The following is a 23061-nucleotide window of genomic DNA, read 5'->3' on the forward strand; positions in this document are numbered from 1 at the left end:
CCACACGGCGGCACGGATGGCAAGGTGAATCCAGTCCCTTTGCCTTTTGCCTCTGACCCGAGGATTCTCCGCTCTTTATCGGGGGTAAGCCTTTTCCCTTGTTCCTTTTGCCTTCCTCTAGAATCATGGAGTAAACCTACCTCTAGGAGTTACATCAAAATCGGTTTTCAATCGAAATCCGGCAAACGTTTCCTTGAAACTATTGCGTTGCTGAAGGCTAAAACCAAGCCGCACATTCGGTAAAAATTGGAAATCGTAGTATAGCTCTAACACATCTGGTACATCATCCCCATTTTCCTGGCGCAATTCCTCATTGGAGAGGTCCCGACCATAGGCTAATCCTACCCGGTCATTCTTAGAAAACAAATCCAAGAAGGTGATTCCGAAACTGAAGGTGTTTCCATCTTCATCCAAATCCCGGTTGCGGTAAATCCCATAGCGACCAAATATGCCCATATTCAGTTCAGGAATAAACACTTCGCCATTGACACCAAATGCTTCTTCATCATCATTCTTGTTGATGCCAAAGTCATCCCTTCCCCGTTCGATGGAGAAAATTTCCCGGAAGCCACTATTGGCACCACCATCCCTGCCTGAGGCATAGGTTCCTCGCACGATCACATTATCGTAACGCAGACCAATTTCTCCAGCCAAGCCATTGAGGTCAAATCGCTCCAGACTCTCAGCTGATGAAAACAGAGCGACTTTGCCTTCTATATTGTCTGTAACTGCCCAGTTAACCAATAAACCTGGACGAGATGCGATCGCAGTAGCACTCAAGGCTGGATTAGTTTGAAAAACTGGATTAAAGAAATGGCTTACCCCATCCTTGGCAAAACTATTCCGATCAAAGTAGGAGGTTAAATCCAACTGACCGACAGAAAAGCGCAGAGTGGGTAAGGTGCTAGCAGGAGCAGCCGTAAAGAACAACTGATTGATAGTTGCCCCTTCGTTAGGTGAGTCTACCAATTGGTCATTTTCGCTAGTCAGATCTAGGGTAGCTCCAAACAGGAATTGGGGCGTTAGCACATAGTTTCCGTCCAAGCGAGCTCTGGCTACTGAATTTTCCCCTTGAGTCACGAAACTACCCTGGAAACGCAATGATGCTGGGGTGAGAGCGGTAGTAGGCAGCAAGGGGCGACCGGTGGATTGGGCTGTTGGGGGAGAGGTTGGTCGATTCAGGTTTGAGTTAGGAGCCGGTGGCCAGGGTTGTAGTGCTGGTTGGAAGAAGGGTACTTGACCAAAGCCAGGGGTGTTGGGATTTGGCACCACTGGGATGGGAGTGACTTGCCCTGGTAGGGGTGGTTGGGGGGTGGCTGGGAAAGGAGATTGACCAAAGCCAGGGGTGTTGGGATTCGGCACCACTGGGATGGGAATGAATTGTCCTGGTACCTGACCTGGAGGGGTGGCTGGAAAAGGAGACTGGCTCAAGCCAGGGATGTTGGGATTGGGCATCATTGGTATCGCAATGACTTGCCCTGGTACCTGCCCTGGAATATTGTTCAAATACGGTAGCTGACCTAAGCCCAAGCCATAACTACTGCCCCCCATGGGAATGGGATTGATCGGGACTACTGGCCGGGGGGCTGGGGAACTTCTCAGATAGGGCAGCTGACCTAAACCCGAATTGTAAGGACTACCCCTCATGGGCATGGGATTGACTGGGGCTGGCAGAGGAGCGGGCATAGGTCTCGGGTAGGGCAACTGACCGAAGCCAGGGTTATAGGTAGTACCCCCCATCGGAATGGTATTGACTGGGGCTGGCAGGGGAGCCGGTGTAGTTCTCAAATAAGGTAGCTGACCCAAGCCAGGGTTATAGCTAGGGTTATAGCTATTTATCCCCTGGGGGGTAGACATGCCGAACCCTGCCGTTGGTATCAATATTACAGTTTGTGGTACGTAGGGCAATTGAGCAGGTAACCCATTATTCGTACCCATACTCGTTCCCAACGGCATCGTCCCAGTTACTCCTGGCATCATCGGCATCAATACTACCGTTTGTGGCACGTAAGGAAAATAGCCCCAATTCTGGTTAGGAGTATTGCTTACCAACGGCATCGAGTTAGGAAGTGCTGGCAATGGCGCTGGTGTTTTGGTTTGTGGGAAGACAGGCAGTTGTCCTACCGATTGGTTTTGGTAGTTATTCAGAAATAGGGGTGTGGCTGTTCCTTGCCCTAGCTGCTCGGGCAGGGTTGGTGGGGAAGGAGGTAGTTGCTTGAACTTGTTGGGCAGTTTACCAGCATTGGACGGAATTGGCCCTGTTGGTACTGGCAAAGGTTCGGTTTTTGCTTGGGAGGTTGTCTGCTGGTTCGAGCTAGAGTTGGGACTATTGGGAACTAACTTCGGAATTAGGGATGGCAGCAGCTGATTACAGGCTGTGTTGTTTTGACAGTTGCTCCAGTTAGCTGGAACTACTCCTTGCAAATCTAAACTCGAACTGCTGCCATAGGGCAACAGTTGGCTTAGCTTGAATTCCGTGAAAGTTAAGTCGATTTTCTCTAGGTTTAGCGTCGATGATGACACTAAAGGCTTTTGAGGTGATGGCGTTAACGCTAACTGGTCTACTTTAGTGTCAGCTTTAGTGTCAGCAGATTTCTTCTGGGTGACTAGCTTAGAGTTAGCTGCTTTGCTGTGTTTTAGTTCCGACGACTCTGGGACTGGTGAGCCTAGTTTCGAGGTAGCCTCAGGGTTAGGTCGATGAGAGACTTTAGTAGTTTTATTGAGCCGGGATGACTTTGGTAACCCATCCCTGTGTCCTGGTTTTAGCTCCAGTTTCCCTGGTTTTTGAGGCTGTTGAGATAACTCAGGGATTTCCGAACCCACCTTTTTGCTAGTGGTGAGGTTAGGTTGGCTAGTGGTGATGTTTAGGGAAGCCGACGTTTTGGCTTTTCCAAAGGGTGGCATTGCCCTAGCTCTAGACCTGGCATAGGGTGATCTGAACTTGGGTTTAGTTGATTGTCTTTGCTGGTGGTTACCTGTCGGCTGGGCTAGGGTAGTTCTGTTTTCTCTACCGTTTTCTCTACCGTTACTGCTTAGTAAAGCCGACTTTTTACCTTTGGGCCGTGCTGGAATAACTTTGGCTATCTCCTCTGGCTGGGGCTTAGCCGTCGGCTGGATTGGAGCAGCTACGGTTTTTTGGACGGTTTTTTGGGAGGCAGTCCTTGAGGTAGCTGAGCTTTGGGTTTTCAGCGGTGCAGAAACAGCTTTAGCTGTAGACTCCCGTTTGGCTAATTTTTGCTGCTGCAACCGAGATAATGGTAACTTCCTCCTGGTAGCATAAGAACTGGGCTGAGCAGATTCCTTGGTTTTCAGCAAGGTCGGGAGAGCCTCAGGGGTAGCCCTTGACTGGCGTGACCCTAACTTACGCTTAGCTACTGGTTTAGCTGATTCTTCAGTCTGGGGTAAGAAGTGTGGCGGCACAGCTGAATCCAGTTTCCTGGTGGAGTTGCTCCTTGGGGCAGAAGACCTTTGGGTCTTAATTGGCTCAGGGATTGTCTCCTGTTGACTTTCAAGCTTTCCTAGTGCTACAATACTTATTGGGGCTACTTCTTCACTTTCTTCACTAATGGATTGCTCTGAATCATTGCTCTGATTTGTCCGGAGCTGCTCTAAGAACTTAGTATGTTTAGATATAGCAGTTGCCTGGGCTGGTTCAATGGCACTGAAGGACAGCATCCAGACTACAACGAATGACCCAGTACTAAGCAGTTGCATCCATAGAAGGACATTCTTGACTATCCATCTCAGACATTGACTAGTTGTTTGATGGATTGTCTGGGTTTTTTGCCTAATCAATCCTTTCTGTAAACCCTGTCGCCGCTCTAGCAAAGGGCTTGGTTTTGGGCGACTCATACTACCTGCTCCATAAAACTTATACAAAACTTGCCTTAGCTAGTTAAAGCTGTTTACTTCCTGCTTCTTCCGGAACTGTCGGCAGCACTCCGTCCACAGGCAGACACCGTAGAGCCTACGGCGTTTCTCAAATTAATTGCTGCGTTTAAATCTCTGTCGAGACTTAACCCGCACTCAGGACAGTTATAAGTCCTGATGTTCAGTGGCATCTTTTGACGATGCCCACAGCTTGAACACAGTTGAGATGATGGGTAAAATCTGTCAACCATGACTAACTGTGAGCCATACCATTCACATTTGTATTCCAGCTGTCTCTTGAACTCGTAAAACCCTTGGTCAGCAATAGAGGCAGCTAGCCTATGATTAGCCATCATTCCAGATACATTTAAGTCTTCAATCACTACCGTGCCGTGGTTCTTAGCTAAATAAGTAGTGAGTTGGTTTAATGTATTTTTGCGGATATTAGCTACTTTTTGATGTTTCTTAGCTAGTCGATTTACTGCCTTGTACCAATTGTTTGAACCTTTAATTTTTCTAGATAGGTCACGCTGGCATCTGACTAGTTGCTTAAAAGCTTGACCATAGGGCAATGAACCTGGGAACACAATGCCAGTGCTGAGTACAGCTAATTCCTTGATTCCTAAATCCACCCCTACCACATCTTTTAATTTGGGGGTCGGTAATGCTTCGTGTTCATAATGAAAACTCACATACCAACCGTCAGCTTGCCTAGAAATAGTTATTTTCTTGGTGGTTATCTGTGGTAATGGCTCATAAGTTTTCACCCAACCTAACTTGGGTAACTTATGTCTTATGCCTGATAATTTAATCGACTTACCAGAGTTGTCAATCGTCAAACTGTCATTTCTCCCTTTCTTTTTGAATTTTGGATATCCTCCTAGCCCCTTGAAGAAACGTTTATAGGCAACGCCTAGGGAAATAAAAGCATATTGATAGACTTTAGAGGATAGTTGATTCATCCAAGGGTACTGGGGTTTGACATGGTTGGTAAAAAGCTTCCTCAGCTTACTTGCTGATGGTTTTAGACCTTCTGAGTAAGCTTGCTGCCATAAAGCCAGTCCCCAGTTATAAACCCACCTATAATAGCCAGCATGTTTAGCCATCAAAGTTTTTTGGTGATTATTCAGTTTTAGTTTGGTCTTGATAGCTTTGTGCATGTTTAATAACCCTTAGTGATGTTTTTCGTGTTTTTGTTGCCACTCCACTCTCATTGATATTTCCTGACGACCAGTTATGGTCACAATTTTATGGCACACCCATTTATAGATTATTTTGGCTCATATTTGTTTTAAAATGAACCAAAATTAGCTCATATCCCTTGGATTAACTGGACTATTAGTGATCTAAGCCAAAACTATCACCAAAATTACCATTACTAGAGTTTAGTGCTTAGCTCGATTTGTCGCCAACTACATCACTAAGGGTTACTGATTAGGTTTGCTGATAGTCAATGGTTGCTGGCATCCATAAAGCCATTAAACCATCAACACAGATATATAATCTCCCCCATAATAGTTGACAACCAAATCAGTTGCCTGACCTCCCCTTTTGGGGTAGTGCCGATTTTTTGGTAGGACTTTAACACTTGCCGATCACCTAGCCAATATTAATGGGGATTACTGGTCAGTTAACTCAATTTAGATGCTTGATGCCCCGTCACCAAGGGTGGGGGGTGCTGACTGGGGTTTTGTTCTTGTTCAACACCAACACTAGTCTTAACACAAAGTTGTTGGCAAATCCCAACAACTAGGATTTTTAGCTTTGGGGATGGGGTTTGGGTATTTAGCTAGTATTCACAAAATAACTGAGGGGTCAGACCCCTCAGTTATTCTAGTACAGGATTTCACTTATGGCAATTTACATATAAGTAAGGTAAACTTGCTATCACAAAAATTCTAAAGGTACGCTCTTACCATTAAGAATTAAATTCGCTACAGGTGCGCTTTCCGTGATGGCGAACGCGCCCCGCGTGACCTACGGTCAAGGGATTGCTCGCCATCACGGGTCGCACCTCCGGGTCGCACCTAAAAGATGCCCCTAATTCCTTGATCAAAGCGCTCCAGGAAAGTCCTCTTCCCTAGAGCAGGAAGTAACAACACAACTTGATTGTCCCCAGTCAGAGGTTTGTCGGGAAGTTTTAAACCTAAAGTTGGTTTTAAACCTAAAGTTGTCAGATAATCAGATAAAGTGAATCAGCTGCTCTGACAACTTTAGGTTGACAATCAATCCTCGTATGAGGAGGGGATAGAGTTCAACGACCAATTCCCAAATAGGAGAAACCAGCACGTTCTAGCTGGGTCCGATCTAGGCAGTTGCGACCATCAATGATCACCGGATAGTTCATCAGCTCGGCCATTTTACCATAGTCGAGCTTCTGGAACTGATCCCAATCTGTAACTAAAACTAAAGCATCACAGCTATCAGCCAACCGTTCTGGATCGGTTTCGACAATCACGTTAGATAGACCATGACGCATGCCAGTTTGGGAAATAATTGGGTCATAGGCTTTGACCTTGGCTCCGAGTCGGTTTAGTTCTTCCACCAGATTTAGAGCAGGAGCATCCCGCATATCATCAGTATTGGGCTTAAAGGTCAAACCCAACAGTCCCACTGTTTTACCTTTGAGGATTTTCAGCTCTTTCTGGAGTTTTTCAAGGGCAAGTAGACGTTGGCGTTTGTTGACACTGACAGTGGCTGTCAGCAAATCTGCTTCATAGCCGTAATCTTCAGCGGTATGGAGTAGTGCTAAGACATCTTTGGGGAAGCAAGAACCACCCCAGCCAATTCCTGCTTGTAAAAACTTGTTGCCAATCCGGGAATCTAAACCAATTCCTTGGGCAACTTGGGTAACATCAGCACCTACGCGATCGCAAATATTGGCAATTTCATTAATAAAGCTAATTTTAGTAGCCAAAAAGGCATTAGCCGCATATTTAATCATCTCAGCTGAGCTGAGGTCTGTAGCTAGTACAGGAACTGGGGGAAGGGATTTGTCTTCGGCAAACTGGCGTTCAACAATTGGTTGATACAGTTCCTTCATCATTGCGATCGCTTGTTCGCTATTGCCTCCTAGGACAATACGGTCTGGATTAAAGGTATCGTAAACTGCTGAGCCTTCTCGGAGAAACTCTGGATTACTGACCACATCAAAATCCGCCGTAATGTCTTCTGCTGGTTCAGTTTCAGCTTTACCTCCTGCAGTTACCAAAGATTTCTGGCGTTCAGCTACCCCATCTAGGACAATCATCCTCACCCAATCTCCAGAACCAATGGGTACCGTTGATTTGTTGACAATTACTTTGTAACCATCCTTGAGATGGGTTCCAATCCCTCTGGCAACAGCTTCCACATAACGAGTGTCACTTTCTCCAGTAGGTAGGGGGGGAGTTCCCACTGCAATGAATAAAATTTCCCCATGGTCTACCCCAGCCGCCAAATCTGTGGTAAACTCAATTCTACCTGCATTAGCTGACTCTTGCATTATTTCCGACAGTCCCGGTTCGTAAATGGGGGACTGTCCAGATTTCATCAGCTTAACTTTTTCTTCGTTGTTGTCTACACAGATTACATGATGACCGATATGGGCTAAGCAAGCGCCAGTTACTAAGCCCACATATCCTGTACCAATTACACAAACGCGCATGGACCTATGCCTCAATTAATATAAACTTCAATCGTTAGTAAACGTTAGGAAAGTCTCACGGTTGGAGCCAAAGATAGTATTGGCACCCTGACCTGAGGTTGATTGATTTAATTAAATCTGATTGTTTTACTCTTGAGCAGTTAAACGCTTACGGAAATCGGATACTGTCAAATCTAACCCTTCTGACAAAGGAATAGTAGGTTCCCACCCTAGTAAGGTTTTAGCTTTACTAATGTCTGGTTGGCGACGTCGGGGGTCATCCTGAGGTAGAGGCTTAAAGATAATTTCTGTATCAGGATTGACCATTTTTTGAATCGCCTGAGCGAGTTCTAAGATAGTGTATTCTCCAGGATTCCCGAGATTAATCGGTCCGGTATGGTCATTATTCATAAGTCGCATTAGTCCTTCTACTAAGTCGGAGACATAGCAGAAACTGCGGGTCTGTGAACCATCACCATAAACGGTTAAGGGTTCCCCCTTCAGAGCTTGCACCACAAAATTGCTAACGACTCGCCCATCATTTTCCAGCATTCGAGGACCGTAGGTGTTAAAAATGCGGGCTACACGAATGTCTACACCATTCTGTCGATGGTAGTCAAATGCGAGGGTTTCTGCCACTCGCTTGCCTTCATCGTAACAACTGCGAATCCCAATGGGATTGACATTACCCCGATAATCTTCTGACTGGGGATGGACATCCGGATCCCCATATACCTCAGACGTGGAGGCTAATAAGAATCTCGCCTTCACCCGTTTGGCTAACCCTAACATGTATAGGGTACCCATGACATTGGTTTTGATAGTCTTGACGGGATTGTATTGGTAGTGAACTGGGGATGCTGGACAAGCGAGGTGGTATATTTGATCAACTTCTAACCGAATTGGCTCAGTGATGTCGTGACGGAGCAACTCAAAGTAGGGGTGTGACAGCCATTTGAGGATATTCCGTTTGTGGCCAGTATAGAAGTTATCCAGACAAATAACTTCATGACCTTCTGCCATCAAACGATCAATTAGATGGGAGCCGATAAAACCAGCCCCACCAGTAACTAGGATTCTCATGCCACTGAACTTTTGTGATGTGAAATCAATCCTAAACTAACCTCTGAATTTAACAGTGTCCAGTTAGACAATTTTTACTTAATTTATGGCAAAAAGTCCGGATATATATCTCTCCATATAGTTTTTTACCTACCTTGAAAACCAATTCCGTAATTCCCGAAGGTGATCATCGAATTCTCTTGGCTGACTGGTTGAAAATTACGCTAGTTGGTAGTAAGCATTCCGAGATTAGTACTAGGCTTTCAGGTCTGGACTTTTAATCACTGAATCCCCCCTCTAACCTTGGTCAAGACGTAAGACTGCCATAAACGCTTCCTGGGGAACATCAACAGTGCCTACAGCCTTCATCCGCTTTTTACCTTTTGCCTGCTTTTGGAGAAGTTTTTTCTTCCGGGAAATGTCACCACCGTAGCATTTAGCCAATACATCTTTTCTCAAAGCCGGAATATGTTCACTAGCAATGACTCGACTACCAATAGCGGCTTGAAGAGGAATTTTAAATTGGTGCCGGGGAATGAGTTCCTTGAGTTTTTCCACTAAGGTACGACCCACATAGTAAGCTTTGTCTCGGTGAACAATTACTGCCAGGGAGTCTACAGGCTCCGCATTAATCAGTAGATCCAGCTTGACTAAGGGATTATCTCGGTAACCAATGAGCTGGTACTCCATACTGGCATAACCCCGAGAGCGAGACTTCATTTGATCAAAAAAGTCAGTAACCACTTCTGCTAGGGGTAATTCATAAATTAAAGTAGTCCGTCCTTGGGCAAGATAAGTCATATCCTTAAAATCCCCACGGCGGCTTTGACAGAGTTCCATCAGAGTCCCAACATAGGTTTCTGGAGTAATCATTTCTACCCGGACATAGGGTTCGGCAATTTTTTCCCGTTCTTGGGGGGATGGCAGAGTACTCGGATTATCAATTTCAAGGACTTCTCCCTGATTGGTAGTCACTTGATAGACCACTGAAGGGGCGGTGGTGATTAGCTCCAAATCATATTCCCTTTCCAGGCGCTCTTGAACAATTTCCATGTGCAGCAAGCCTAAGAAACCACAGCGGAAGCCAAATCCCATGGCAGAGGAAGTTTCTGGTTCGTAGTTCAGGGCAGCATCATTGAGTTTGAGCTTATCTAATGCTTCCTTTAAATCCTTGTACTGGTCAGCATCAGTGGGAAACAAGCCACAAAAAACCATCGGTTTGGCTTCAGTGTATCCCGGTAAAGGGTCAATAGCTGCTGCTTTTGCTAAAGTAATGGTGTCACCCACACGGGCATCGGCTACCGCCTTAATGGCAGCAGCTAGGTAACCAACTTCACCAGCGTGGAGTTCATCGACTTGGACTTGGTTAGGGGAAAGCACCCCTAGCTCATCAATTTCGTACTCCTTGCCAGATGCCATCAAGCGAATGCGATCGCCTTTTTTTAGAGTGCCATCGACCACTCTAAAATAAACGATTACGCCACGATAAGCATCATAGTAACTGTCAAAAATCAACGCCCTTAGGGGTTGGTCTACAGTATCGATTGGAGGTGGAATTAGATGTACAATAGATTCCAGGATTTCTTGTATGCCTATACCTTCCTTGGCTGATGCTCGAATCGCTTGGCTACAATCAAGACCAATGATATCTTCGATTTCGGTACTTACCCTTTCCGGTTCAGCTCCAGGCAAGTCTATTTTATTTAGAACTGGAATAATTTCTAGATCGTGTTCAAGGGCTAGGTAAACATTTGCTAGAGTTTGAGCCTCTACACCCTGGGATGCATCGACTACCAACAGTGCTCCTTCACAAGCCACTAGTGAGCGGGACACTTCATAGGAGAAATCCACATGACCGGGAGTGTCAATTAAATTGAGAACGTACTGGTGACCATCGCTAGCTGTATAGTTCATCCGAGCTGCTTGCAGCTTAATCGTAATTCCCCGCTCCCGTTCCAAATCCATATTGTCCAGGAACTGTTCTTTCATCTGGCGGTCGCTTACGGTACCAGTAGCTTGCAGTAGGCGATCAGCTAAGGTCGATTTCCCATGATCAATGTGGGCGATAATCGAAAAATTACGAATATGAGAGACAGGGGCATCAGTCATAAGCTATTGGTATAAACCCAGTCAATAACTGGTCTATTGAGTTCATGCTTCACTTAATGTATTTTAATGTTTTCCGTCAGAGGTAAGGGTACTATCCCTGGAATGGTTATAACTGACCCAGCGTAATTGTCAGTTATCGTAAAGTTATATTAGTAGTGTTATTAGCCCATTGATTATGAATGATCATGCCTTACATCAAGAGGGTTTGCTTGAAAACCACCTTGAGTCTACCAAAGCTACTAACGTAGCGCTATCACGTTCAGCTGACAAAGAAGAAATTTCTATTCATTTGGATACGGAACTCTTGGATCAAATCAAACACTTGACTAATGATCCGAGTAAAGTAATAGAAACGGCAATTCGTCAATGGCTCAGGGGTGAAAGGGGAACAGATCAGGAATTAGCCCGTACCTTTGACCGAAATCCGCCCCTGCCGCCCCGAGGTGAGTGGAACGATTGATAGACAAGAGGTAAAGGCATCTAGGTTGAGACGTTGCCATTGGCTCGTGCGTTAGGGTTGGGTGGTTGCATTTACTTGTTGAAACGGGAACTGAGGCTCCCGGTGTTGCTTGTAGTTTCCAGGTTTCTTTTAATGGCTGCACCTGTGAATTTTCAATGTTTTCAAACTGGATATATAAATAGGCAATCCGCTAGTGCACAAGGTGATTCTAACTTTTTGCAGGGTTTAGGGTGTGAGCTGGTGTATACTCAAGAGGCATCGGGTAAATGCCTTTCTTTTTACTGGCAAGCTGCTGAGCAATATGGTCTGAGTTTCACACAAGTGGTGGGACTTCCCCTAGAAGATGCATTCTGCCCGACTGAAGCCGAAGCCTACCAAGAGAGGCTTCAGAGAATTTTGAGCCAGCGAACCCCTGAACGTTGTCTTCAATCGTTTTGTTACCAGGACAGATCCTTTGCCTTTGAGTTGGTGATTAGTCCTATTTTGCCAGCGGATGGCGAAGCAACAACCGTTCTAGTTATGGGTCACTTGTTGCCGGAATCATCAACATTGGAATGCCGGGAATCTCCTACAAGCCTAAGTGTAGACCCCCATCAAAAATTACTCACCAAAATTTCCGGGCAGATTCGTCGTACTCTCGATCTAGATACCATTTGGCAACAAACTGCCAAAAGTCTAGGGGAGGCACTCCAGGTAAGCCGTTGCCTCGTCTGCTATTACAAACCAGACGCACGGGTAACCAAGGTGCAGGCAGAATATTGCCAACAGCCCTTGCGGTCAATGGCCAAACAACTGCTACCCTTAGATTCTGAGCCTTACCTCGAACAATCCCTCACTAGTCAGGAGCCAGTGCTGGTCGAACACATTGTTCCCGGTGAATGGGAACAGTTGTCTGTGTTGGTGGTTTCAACCTCCTATAAAGATCAACCCAATGGTTTGATTTGGCTACAGCAGTGTGACCATCGCCGTCAATGGAGTGCCGCAGAAATAAAGTTAGTGGGAGAATTGGCTGAACAAGTCGGCACAGCGATCGCTCATGGCACCCTTTACAAGGAGCTAGAAATAGCTAGTGAAAGGGCTGAAGAAGCGTCTCGCCACAAAAGTGATTTTCTGGCTAATACTTCCCATGAGTTACGCACCCCTCTCAATGGCATGATTGGGTTTCTCAAGTTGGTTCTTGATGGCATGGCAGACGATCCACAGGAGCAACGGGATTTTATCCAAGAAGCCTACAATTCTGCATTGCATCTGCTAAATATTATTAATGATATCCTCGATATTGCCAAGATTGAAGCGGGGAAAATGGAGCTAGAACTGGCTCCAGTAGAATTAGAGTCTCTGTTTAGAAAAGTTGAGGACTTTACGGCCAATCAAGCTGAGCTCAAAAACCTCAGCCTCAGAATTGAAATGCCTGATGTCTATGATGGCATTGTTATGTATGGTAACTATCAAAGGCTGCTACAGGTGATGTTAAACCTAGTGGGCAATGCCATTAAGTTTACTGATGAAGGTGGGGTGACTGTTAGTGCTGAGGTGATCCGAAAGAAGATAACTTTCAAAGGTACGGAATTCCCAGGATTGGTTAAAGTTCGAGTTGCCGATACTGGCATCGGTGTTTCCCTAGACCAGCAAGACCGGCTGTTTCAAACATTTACCCAAGTGGATGGTTCCCGCACTCGGCAATATGGCGGCACAGGTTTAGGTCTAGTCATATCCCAAAAGCTGATTGAAACCATGGGGGGTGTGGTCAATTTTTTCAGTATGGGGGAAAATTTAGGGTCAACAGTTACCTTCACTGTACCTCTTTATCAAGTTCCTGTGATGGTTTCCAATCAACCAACTGATATCGATTAACCATCCATCCTTGACGTTACCCTTACAATCACCACCCCCAGTAACTTTGGCATGATCAAGGGGTGATAGTTGGTAAGCTTAGCATTGGCTTAGGGGGTTAGCTTAAGGCTGGCAAGCTTAAGCGATATCCTCTGCTGGAGAATTAGATCAAATCTGGTTAAATAACCATACTTCCTGCTGACGAGAACAGGGAGAGCAGCTGTCAGAACTATGGAATTCAAATAAAGTCAGCTGATCCTGTTAATGGTTAATAGTTTATTATTTATAAAACCTAACGGTAATATTAGCAAACTTTTTATGGAAAATTTAAACTAAACTTACCTATACTTATTCCAACTCATGATAAATTTGGGAGTAATGGTTAAAAATGATTTTTAGCTTAAAGTTAGCTTAAACTACCTCACCCAATTTAAAGATTATATGTAAAGTAGTAATGCTATAATAACCAGCGTCAGAGATTAGTGAATGAGTAGTCTTTGGATAAACTATCGGTTGACTTAGCAAGACTATGATCGAAAACGCAACAGCTCGTGAAGTATTCCAGGCGGCTTACGAAAACCGCTACACCTGGGACGACAATTTTCCTGGTTACAAAGCTGACCTGGAAATTAAGCAAGGTGATGAAGTATACACTGGTCAAGTTCGCATTAATGGTGATCACAGTGTTGAAGTCAGTGGGTTTGATGATGAAAAGGTCAAAGAAAGTGTCTATAACCAGATGCGGGATATTGTGACCCACCGCAAGCGGTCATCTTTTGAAAAAGCCCATGGTAAAAACCAATTTAGCTTTGGTGAAAATGATTCTACTGGTGCAGTAGAAATTTTTGTCAAGGGTGATGCTATGGGCTCTAACTATAAAGTCCGAGGAAGGGAAATTTGTCATGTCAGTCGGGTTATGGGTCCGATGGCTTTTACAATTAATACCAACGATAGCCTAGATACAGGAGAAGGGTATATTTCCTCAGGCTACAATGCCATTTTTCGCAATGCCAAAACGGGTGATTTGATGGCTAAACGAGAGTTTGAGGACAGGTTCGATAAAGTTGGTGATTATTATATTATGACTCGTCAAGTGGTTTATGCCATTGAGGAAAAAGGGCGGACAGCTACTGAATTCAACTTTTCTAATATCAGGTTACTCGAACCAGCTATGGTTTAAGCTATGGTTTTAAGCATTCAGCTCATGCGCTACGCGCACGCGTGCGCGTTCAGCTGTCAGCCGTCAGCCAAAGGCTGAATGCTTACCTTTTATTTAAGGGGGAGGATAGTTCAAACATAACGATCGCAAAACTCTAATGCCACAGATACATTGCTGGTTTGCTGCGGATAATCAACAACTGGGCGAGTAATGATAACTAGGGAGATGCCTAACTCAGCAGCTAGGGCTCGTTTAATATCTTCTCCCCCAGCAACCCCAGAGGCCTTGGTGACAACCACAGAGATGTCCCAGTGATGCCAGAGTGCCTTTTCCAAATCAGCTGGTACCGGAGGACGCAGGGCAATAATTCGATCTGGGCTAAATCCAGATGCGATCGCTACATCGATGGCAGTAACACTCGGCAGAATCCTGGCGTATAGGGTTGACTGGTCTTGCCAGCTACGGAATAAGGGTAAATTTTTGTAACCGATGGTCAGCAATACCCGCTGGTGATGGAGATAGTTACCAGCAATCAGGTCTTGGAAACTATTGAGATAAATTATTGGTGAATTGTCTAGTTCAGAACTTACCTGAGAATTTAGCTGTTGCCGTTCAAAACGCAGGTAAGGTATATGCCGAGCACAAGCCGCTGAAATCGCTATTTGGGAAATTTCCACTGCATAGGGGTGAGAGGCATCTAGGATCGCTACAATACCATGCTTCTCCAAAAACTGCTCTAGCCCATTTGTATCTAAACGTCCGACTTGAACCCTTAAATTTGGGGTTTGGGGATAGAGGGATTTGGCCGCCGTTGTGGTAACTGTTACTGTACAGGGAATCCCCCTGGACGCGATCGCATTTGCCAGAGTCACACTTTCCGTGGTTCCACCAATCAGCCAAATACCGCCACTGCTATCTAGCACTCCTATCTGCCCTTAAGGGCTTTAGTAAAGTTTTTGCGATAGGACTTATTGGCAACGATTAAAGCTGGCCACAACAGTGACAATGCTATCCGATTGGTTAAGCTCCGGCTGAAGTCAGTGCGCTCAAACCCCCTCCAGAATTTCCACACGCCGTACCCATAGACTACCAGTAACCCTAAGACAATTAACTTAGCCATTCATCAAAAATCTTGCCATATTTTGAAACCCCGTCTCAAGTCAGATAGGCCTCTCGCCTGACAGGGAGGAAAAGCGAGCCCTTGGGGCAGTTTTAACTACCCTTGATCAATTTGGGTAGAACACATTTGGCTATTGTGACATGCTTTTTCACCTCCGGTGCTTTTTATAAGATAATTTTTATATTAATGATAATTTTACCTTATCAAGCCAGTGTTAGACCATGACCTCAATACCATAAGTGTGTAGGTTAATCAACCGAATTGATTCGGATTACAGCTCCTAGTAGCATTGATCCAGATCCAGTTTCTCTAGTCTTCATTTGTGGTGTCACCCTTAGGAGTTACAGACTAGCCAAACTCAGTAGTGATCATTACCTGAATGAAGAAGCAGCGGGTTAACGCGCGATCTTTCTTCTGAGGTCGGAGGAAACTTGGCGACACCAGTGTCGTTAGTTATAGTTCCGCCAGTCTTTGTCGAAAGCACTCTTTTATGAATCACTATCGACGCTAGCATGCCAAAATCACGGTTTTGAGATCAAGTCACTGTTTGTGGAGGTGAGTAAACAGCTAGAAAAAATGTCCCATAGTCTACCAAAAACTCTGATTATTTGTGAGAGTTAAATTATGGTAACACCGACACGGATGATTATGTAACTTAAATTAAAGCCGAAAACCAAGGTAAAAATAGTTGCGCTTAAATCCCGGTGGAACGAACTTTTTTGACATTTTTATGGCGCTCGCGGGATATTCCGTCAGAGAAGCGCGGAGATACCCCCTGGATGCTATTGCATCTTGCATTGGCGGGCTAAAGTCTACGAGGGTAGATTTTGGTAGCTAAAAAGTATCGGAAAGTACTTCACTAAAAAAAGCCCATAACAAGACAAATGAACGTAGACAAGATGATCAAACCCCTTAACGGGTTAAAAGAGGAGGAATTATGCGAGCAGTGCTGATGGCTGGTGGTTCAGGAACACGGCTGAGACCGTTGACCTGTGATCTGCCCAAGCCCATGGTGCCAATCCTGAATCGACCCATTGCTGAACATATCGTTAATCTACTCAAACGGCACAATATCAATGAGGTCATTGCCACTCTGTACTATCTCCCAGATGTCATGCGGGACTACTTCCAAGACGGCAGTGACTTTGGGGTAAAGATGACCTATGCGGTAGAAGAAGAACAGCCTCTGGGGACTGCAGGTTGTGTTAAAAATATTTCCGAATTACTCAATGAAACCTTTTTAGTCATTAGTGGCGATAGCATCACCGACTTTGATTTGACTGCTGCGATTGAATTTCATAAAGCTAAGAAATCAAAGGCGACATTAATCCTAACTCGCGTTCCTAATCCCGTTGAGTTCGGGGTGGTGATCACCGATAAGGAAATGCGCATCCGCCGATTTTTGGAAAAACCTTCGACCTCAGAAATTTTTTCCGATACTGTTAATACTGGCACTTACATTCTCGAACCATCGGTTCTAGAGTACCTGCCATCAAATGAGGAATGTGACTTTTCCAAAGACCTGTTTCCGAAACTCCTCGCGAAAGATGAGCCAATGTATGGCTATGTGGCTGAGGGATATTGGTGTGATGTCGGTCACCTGGAGGCTTACCGAGAAGCCCAGTATGACGGCTTAATGAATAAGGTCACACTAGACTTTGCTTACCCAGAACAATCCTCAGGACTGTGGGTGGGACAAAATACCTATATCGACCCTACTGCCAAGATTGAAACCCCAGTACTAATTGGTAGCAACTGCCGGATTGGTCCAAACGCCCACATCGAAGCAGGAACAGTAATTGGCGATAATGTTACCATCTCTGCCTACGCTAACCTGAAACGACCGATTATTTGGAATGGAGCGTTGATTGGTGAAGAGGTTAATCTGAGTGCCTGCACCATTTCCAGGGGAACCAGGATAGACCGTCGTGCTCAGGTTTTCGAAGGTGCCGTTGTCGGTTCCCTGTCTAAAGTGGGAGAAGAAGCTCAAATTAGTCCCACTGTAAGGGTTTGGCCAAGTAAAACTATAGAATCAGGTGCAACATTGAATATCAATTTAATTTGGGGCAACACTGCCCAACGGAATCTTTTTGGTCAGCGGGGTGTCCAAGGCTTAGCCAACATCGATATTACTCCGGAATTTGCCGTTAAGTTGGGAGCGGCTTATGGGTCTACCTTAAAACTAGGCTCCCAAGTATCACTCTCCCGTGACCAGCGTAGTATCTGTCGCATGGTGACCCGGTCTTTGATTGGGGGATTGATGTCTGTGGGTGTCGATGTCCAGAACCTAGATGCAACTGCAATTCCTGTGGCTCGAACCGTGATACCAACCCTAGGGGTTGAGGGGGGTATCCATGTGCGAGTGCATCCTGACCGACCAGATCATATCCTGATCGAAGTTATTGATGCCAAGGGAATTAATGTCAGCAAGGGTAAAGAGAAAAAAATTGAGGGGGCTTACTTTAAAGAAGACCTAAGACGAGTCCAGATTAATGATATCGGTAATGTTAACTACCCGATCCAGTTAATCGATATCTACGGTACTGCTTTTGAGAAGCATCTCAATGTAGAGGCAATTCGCAACAGTGGTTCTAAGGTAGTTATTGACTATGCTTATGCCGTGTCTGGTGCGGTGTTACCCCGACTGTTAGCAAAATTTGGCGCTGATGCAGTAGTCCTCAATGCCAGTTTGAAACAAACAGCTATCTCGGCAGAAGAACGAGAGAGTTTGCTCAATCAGCTGGGTCAGGTGGTCGAAGCCCTAAAAGCCAATTTTGGCGTCCAGGTCTCTGCTAATGGGGAACAGCTGATTTTGGTGGATGAATCGGGAATCTCGATTCGAGGTGAGATATTGACTGCACTGATGGTCAATATTATGTTAACATCTAATCCCAGGGGAACTGTGGTGGTACCAGTCCAGGCATCAAGTGCGGTGGAACAAATTGCCCGACGCCATGATGGCAAGGTGATCCGCACCAAATCTAACCCCACAGCACTGATGGAAGCTTCTCAAAGCAACCCCAATGTAGTATTGGGAGGTAGTTGGGACATGGGCTTTATTTTCCCCCAACTACATCCAGGCTTTGATGCCATGTTTGGAATCGCCAAGTTGATCGAGATGCTGACAGTCCAAGAGCGATCGCTTGCTGATATTCGCGCTGAGCTCCCCCGGGTATGGTACAAAACCGTTACCCTGCGTTGTCCTTGGACAGTTAAGGGTAGCCTGATGCGTCATCTGGTCGAAACCCATCCCAGTGAGCAGCTCGAACTTGTTGATGGCGTTAAAATTATCAACGCGCAAAATGATAACTGGGTGTTGATTTTACCCGATGCTGGCGAACCCTTAGTTCATATTTTTGCCAACAGCGATGACCGGGATTGGGCCGAGGAAAACCTCAAGCATTATCGCAACCATGTTCAGGAATTCGTTGAACAAGAACAAGGTGTAGAAGCGCAACCTTCAGCCGTGTCATAAATCGGATTGATCGGCTGTTAACAGGTAAGCTATCAGCTATCAGCTATCAGCTATCAGCTATCAGCCAAAGGCCTGTGGTCACGCTACGGGAACAGTTTATGCCCATAGCGCAAGCTACACCGAACAGCTTTTGAATAAAATAAGCTGACGGCTGATAGCTGACGGCTGAATGCTTACGTTAATAGGCATAGCGGTGGCTTTCCTCAGAGTGTTTGTAGAGCTCAGAGGAAAGCCGCTACGCTATTGTTGTTAGTTAATTGTTGGTAGGTTAAGTTCACTCAAAGAAAAGCCTAGAGTATTGGTACGCTTGTTCTATAATGAAGAGTCAACACTGAAAGGACAAGGGAGATACGAGATGAACAGCTGCATTTTAATGGCACAAATTATTCAAGATCCAGAACTGCGTTACACCTCAGAGAATCAGACACCCCTGACTCAGATGCTAGTACAATTCTCCGGTCTCAAGGCTGAGGAATCCCCATCAACCTTAAAAGTGGTAGGTTGGGGGGAATATTTGGCTAATGAAATTAAAACAAACTATTCCACAGGCGATCGCGTGGTGATTGAAGGTAGCTTAAGGATGAATGTGATTGAGCGACCAGAAGGGTTCAAGGAAAAACGGGCAGAATTGAATGTTTCCCGGATTCACAAATTGGGAACAGATGATCACTTCGAGCCACAAGTCATGGCCTCGGACAGAACTTTCAACCATACCCCAGAACCATCCCGTCCCCAAACCCATGATAAGGTTGTATCCATGGAGCAACATCGGATGTCGTCATCTGTTTCTTTTCCTAGCAATACCGAACAAGATTTTGCTTATACCAGCACTGAACAAAATACTGAGCAAAGTTTTGACTCTTCTTTTGGGTCTTCATCTCCTCAAAACCCAACGTCTGGTAGCCCTAGTCATCAACAAGATTTAGATGATATTCCCTTTTAGTTATTAGGAGCAAAGATTATAGCGTTTATCATAGCTATGAGGTACACAAAATTTTTACCTCTTCCCTCTTTTCCCCTCCTGGGAGGGGTTAGGGGTGGGTTCCTGCTCCCTGCTCCCTGCTCCCTGCTCCCTGCTCCCTGTTCCCAGATCCGCTGTTCCCGACTTCTGCAAGAAGTCTATTAAATTGTGTTTCAACTCCTTTACGTACTGATCTATGCCCTCCAGCCTTATCTAAACCTGATTTGTTTTTGTTTGGCTTGGGGGCTAATGATGATTCTAGCTTGGACGGTTTTGTCAGCAGTTCGAGAAAGTTTTGCTGTTGCCAAACGACTGCATCAAATTCCCTGTTCTAACTGTCAGTTTTTTACTGGTGATTATCGTCTTAAGTGTACCGTGCATCCTTCTGTTGCTAATTCTGAAGCAGCAATTAATTGTATGGACTTTTGTGCAAAAAATAATTACATTACTAGGGTTTAAAAGACTCGAGAGTAATGCCATTGGCTTCATCCTTGCTAGTGGGGAGGAAGCGTATATAGCAATCCTAAATTATGTAATGTATTTGTAAAATCACTGGAATTGTTAAAAAGTGGTGCCTTCTCCCTTACGTTCTGCCATCTGCCGTCTGCTTCCTGCCTTAAAGCAGACCATTTCTTTCACACATCAGATAGGATGGCTATATATAGCCATCCTAATGAAAGCATGCGTGATGGATAACACAATTACTTACCTCACAACTGCTGACCTTGATTCCACCAGGGCCATCCTTTTAGCGCAAGCAAGCGGTCGAACTTATGATGCTTTTGATAAGCAAAACCCTGCTGAGTGTCTTGAGGTGTCTCCACCGGATGGTTATGATTTTGTAGACTACTGGACTGGTGTTGATGCGATTTTTAATAAATACAAAACTGTTGAGTGTTATGGTCTAGTGTTTCGATCTCAGCAGTCTCCTTACACTTATATATTTGCCTTTAGAGGTACTTCTTCGACAGAGGATCTAATAGATAATTTGGGTGTTAATCATACAACATTTGTACCTTATCAGGAAGATGTTGTAGTGCCATCTAAGCTTAGGGTTGAATCAGGTTTCTACCATATCTATTCCAATAGTGATGGGAACACACCCTCGATGCAGAATCAAGTGTTTGCCCTAGTTGATAAATATCAAGCATCTGAAAAACCGATCGATACTCTGTATATTACTGGCCATAGTTTAGGCTCTACACTGAGCACTTTCTTCACACTTGATATGGCGTTGTCTAGACCAGATATCAAGTCTGTAAGCTACAACTATGCTTCCCCTCGTGTAGGCAACCAAGCATTTGTAGAATTTTATCAACAACAGGCACCTCAACAAAACCCGGAGACACGAACTATTCGTATCCAAAATGTTTATGATAAAGTTCCTTGTGTCCCATATAAACCTGAAAGATACCAGCATTTGCCCTATGCCTATCTAGTTTCATTTTCTCGAGACAACTTAATGGGTAAATTTGAGATTATCGACAATCATCATCGCAAAAATTATAAAACCGTTTTGAATTGTGCGTTGGAAAGTGAAAGTGGCTTTTGTGAGGGAAGCTTTGACTACGATCAGGGCAAAACGATGAAGTCGGTGAAACCAGATCCTAGTACAGTCTGTACATATTGGTAGCTCTTGGTCTGGGGTTATATAGCGTTTTTCAATTTGGTGAGGTACAGAGTTTCTGGTTTTAGGGAGCAGGGAGCAGGGAGCAGGGAATAGGGAAGTGGGAACAGGGAACAGGGAAGTGGGAAAACAATCCTGTGTATTTGGCTGATAGGTTACTTTATTATAGCAAATCAGTAATTTGTATTTTATCGTTACAATCTCCGCGCTGATTAAACCTTGTCTATTTTAGAAGCTACTGCTCCCAGCGCTATTGTTAAAATTACTAGTTATAGCTATTCTCTCTGCCATGAGGTAAAAAATGATCCCCCTAAATCCCCCTTAAAAAGGGGGACTTTGAGGTTGATAAGCGTACCTCATAAATGCAATAAACGCTATCACAAAATACTAGTAAAAAAAAGCAATTTTCTGAAAGAGACGCTACGCGAGTCACGTAAACCTTCTGCGCTTATGCGATTGACCTGCATGTCACCCTACGCGAGTCACGCGAACCTTCCGCGTTTATGCGATCGCTAATTTTATAAAAGCGATTATTTGAACGATACACTACGCGATTGACCTGCATGTCACGCTACGCGATGAAGCAAAGCTTCCGCTAAAAGCGAACGCTTATTTTTTATTAATCCTAAAACTTCCAAAAAAAACTTTTTAAAACCCTTGACAATTAAAAATATAATCATTACAATAATCAATATAAACCGAAATGAGATTTTTTATGATGTCACAAAAATTCAGCCAAAACTTCAAGAAACAACCTGCTCAACACACTCTCAAAGGTTCTCGTCAATCAGTACTTTATAGTATGCAAATGCTTTATGCCCTAGGCTATGCAGAGATTGCGGAATGGACCCCTCTGGAAGCGACTGATGTTCCAGGGGAAGTGATCACTACAATCACCAAGTATTGGTTATTGCCATAACACCTTAATTTTCTGGGGGGGTTTCCCCCCTGGCCAAGGTTTTGGTCTGGTTTTGTAGCGCGGCCTTTGGCCAATCAGATCAGAGCAGGTTAGGTTTGCTAATTTTGTGACATAATAAATTGAAATAGTCGTGGATAGTATTTCTACGGCTATTTTTTTTTAGACTGATATAAAAAGGGAATCGGGAATCGGGAATCGGGAATCGGGAATCGGGAATCGGGAATCGGGAATCGGGAATCGGGAATCGGGAACAGGTAACAGGGAACAGGGAAAAAATTCTGTGTACCTTATAGTTATGAAAAACGCTGTGAATTGGATATTATTCAGTTAGAAAACAAACTGTAAAACTATCTCCCCTACTCCCTACTCCCTACTCCCTACTCCCTACTCCCGTTTAAATTGAATATTATTCAGGTAGATGCTTTGGGGCGAGTTTTGGTTGTGGTCTATACCTGGCGAGGTAATCAAATTCGTTTGATTTCAGCTCGCAAAGCCACTCGTACTGAACGTAAACAATATCTGGAGGGATGAAGATGGAAGCTGAGTATGATTTTAGTCAAGGTAAGCGTGGCGCGATTGACCCGATGCCATCTGGTAAGACTCGGATCACCATTTGTTTAGATAACGATGTTATCGACTGGTTTCGTGAGCAGGTACATCTATCTGGTGGAGGCAATTATCAAACCTTGATTAATCAGGTGTTGCGTCAGCACATTCAGCATCAACCAATAGAATTAGAAGGAGATCAGGAAACTATTCCCATCACAGAAATTATTCAAAGTCAATAAGCTTGGAAGTAAGAATTCAGCCGTCAGCCGTCAGCTTATTTGATTTAAAAGCA

18 protein-coding genes are annotated in these 23061 nt (G+C 44.7%); 11 read left to right on the forward strand and 7 right to left on the reverse strand.

Translation table 11 applies throughout. The features are described from left to right. Positions 1-123 precede the first annotated feature (123 nt). The 5 genes from F6K53_RS17710 to lepA form a co-directional block, all read right to left on the reverse strand. Positions 124-3852 (reverse strand): hypothetical protein, encoded by a 3729-nt coding sequence (locus F6K53_RS17710; protein WP_293027126.1) that lies wholly within the window; start codon positions 3850-3852, stop codon positions 124-126. Positions 3853-3905: 53 nt separating this feature from the next. After that, on the reverse strand, positions 3906-5030 hold the full coding sequence (locus tag F6K53_RS17715; RefSeq protein ID WP_293027131.1) for an RNA-guided endonuclease TnpB family protein: 1125 nt from the start codon (positions 5028-5030) through the stop codon (positions 3906-3908). A gap of 1094 nt (positions 5031-6124) precedes the next feature. Further along, positions 6125-7516: a UDP-glucose/GDP-mannose dehydrogenase family protein gene (locus F6K53_RS17720; RefSeq protein WP_293027134.1), complete on the reverse strand. Its 1392-nt coding sequence runs from the start codon at positions 7514-7516 to the stop codon at positions 6125-6127. A 126-nt stretch (positions 7517-7642) separates the two neighbouring features. Continuing rightward, a complete protein-coding gene (locus F6K53_RS17725) occupies positions 7643-8578 on the reverse strand; it encodes a UDP-glucuronic acid decarboxylase family protein (protein WP_293027137.1) in 936 nt (311 codons plus the stop codon). A gap of 276 nt (positions 8579-8854) precedes the next feature. After that, entirely contained in the window at positions 8855-10666 is a 1812-nt protein-coding gene (lepA, locus tag F6K53_RS17730; RefSeq protein ID WP_293027142.1) for a translation elongation factor 4, read from the reverse strand. Positions 10667-10841: 175 nt separating this feature from the next. Here lepA and F6K53_RS17735 point away from each other — a divergent pair, with 175 nt between their 5' ends. From F6K53_RS17735 to F6K53_RS17745, 3 genes are all read left to right on the forward strand, one after another. After that, entirely contained in the window at positions 10842-11126 is a 285-nt protein-coding gene (locus tag F6K53_RS17735; protein WP_293027147.1) for a hypothetical protein, read from the forward strand. Between the two features lie 132 nt (positions 11127-11258). Continuing rightward, complete coding sequence (locus F6K53_RS17740) at positions 11259-12980, forward strand: ATP-binding protein (RefSeq protein ID WP_293027151.1); 1722 nt, start codon at positions 11259-11261, stop codon at positions 12978-12980. A gap of 508 nt (positions 12981-13488) precedes the next feature. Then, a complete protein-coding gene (locus F6K53_RS17745; protein ID WP_293027154.1) occupies positions 13489-14139 on the forward strand; it encodes a DUF3386 domain-containing protein in 651 nt (216 codons plus the stop codon). Positions 14140-14249: 110 nt separating this feature from the next. On the opposite strand, the gene F6K53_RS17750 is transcribed toward F6K53_RS17745, so the two are convergent. Next, the gene (locus tag F6K53_RS17750; protein ID WP_293081512.1) at positions 14250-15041 is read right to left on the reverse strand and encodes a cobalt-precorrin-6A reductase; all 792 of its coding nucleotides are present in this window, start codon (positions 15039-15041) and stop codon (positions 14250-14252) included. Between the two features lie 2 nt (positions 15042-15043). Next, on the reverse strand, positions 15044-15238 hold the full coding sequence (locus F6K53_RS17755; protein WP_293039745.1) for a hypothetical protein: 195 nt from the start codon (positions 15236-15238) through the stop codon (positions 15044-15046). A gap of 937 nt (positions 15239-16175) precedes the next feature. Between F6K53_RS17755 and F6K53_RS17760 the strand changes: the two genes are divergently transcribed. The 8 genes from F6K53_RS17760 to F6K53_RS17795 all read left to right on the forward strand — a co-directional run bounded on the left by F6K53_RS17760 (position 16176) and on the right by F6K53_RS17795 (position 23008). Continuing rightward, entirely contained in the window at positions 16176-18713 is a 2538-nt protein-coding gene (locus F6K53_RS17760; RefSeq protein ID WP_293064896.1) for a mannose-1-phosphate guanyltransferase, read from the forward strand. 355 nt (positions 18714-19068) lie between these two features. Then, complete coding sequence (locus F6K53_RS17765; protein WP_293029693.1) at positions 19069-19656, forward strand: single-stranded DNA-binding protein; 588 nt, start codon at positions 19069-19071, stop codon at positions 19654-19656. A gap of 36 nt (positions 19657-19692) precedes the next feature. Further along, positions 19693-19839 (forward strand): hypothetical protein, encoded by a 147-nt coding sequence (locus F6K53_RS17770; RefSeq protein ID WP_293029688.1) that lies wholly within the window; start codon positions 19693-19695, stop codon positions 19837-19839. An 84-nt stretch (positions 19840-19923) separates the two neighbouring features. Beyond that, positions 19924-20133: a hypothetical protein gene (locus F6K53_RS17775; RefSeq protein ID WP_365940530.1), complete on the forward strand. Its 210-nt coding sequence runs from the start codon at positions 19924-19926 to the stop codon at positions 20131-20133. A gap of 229 nt (positions 20134-20362) precedes the next feature. After that, positions 20363-21307, forward strand: a complete 945-nt coding sequence (locus F6K53_RS17780) for a lipase family protein (protein WP_293081516.1) — start codon at positions 20363-20365, stop codon at positions 21305-21307. 712 nt (positions 21308-22019) lie between these two features. Further along, positions 22020-22220 carry a hypothetical protein gene (locus F6K53_RS17785; protein ID WP_293081578.1) on the forward strand — a complete coding sequence of 67 codons (201 nt, stop codon included), beginning with the start codon at positions 22020-22022 and terminating at the stop codon, positions 22218-22220. A 399-nt stretch (positions 22221-22619) separates the two neighbouring features. Beyond that, the gene (locus tag F6K53_RS17790; RefSeq protein WP_293081519.1) at positions 22620-22751 is read left to right on the forward strand and encodes a BrnT family toxin; all 132 of its coding nucleotides are present in this window, start codon (positions 22620-22622) and stop codon (positions 22749-22751) included. Between the two features lie 2 nt (positions 22752-22753). Further along, positions 22754-23008 (forward strand): BrnA antitoxin family protein, encoded by a 255-nt coding sequence (locus tag F6K53_RS17795; RefSeq protein ID WP_293081522.1) that lies wholly within the window; start codon positions 22754-22756, stop codon positions 23006-23008. The last annotated feature ends 53 nt before the right edge of the window (positions 23009-23061 follow it).

Origin of the sequence: Moorena sp. SIO4A1 (genome assembly GCF_010672065.1) — a bacterium.
GTDB lineage: Bacteria > Cyanobacteriota > Cyanobacteriia > Cyanobacteriales > Coleofasciculaceae > Moorena.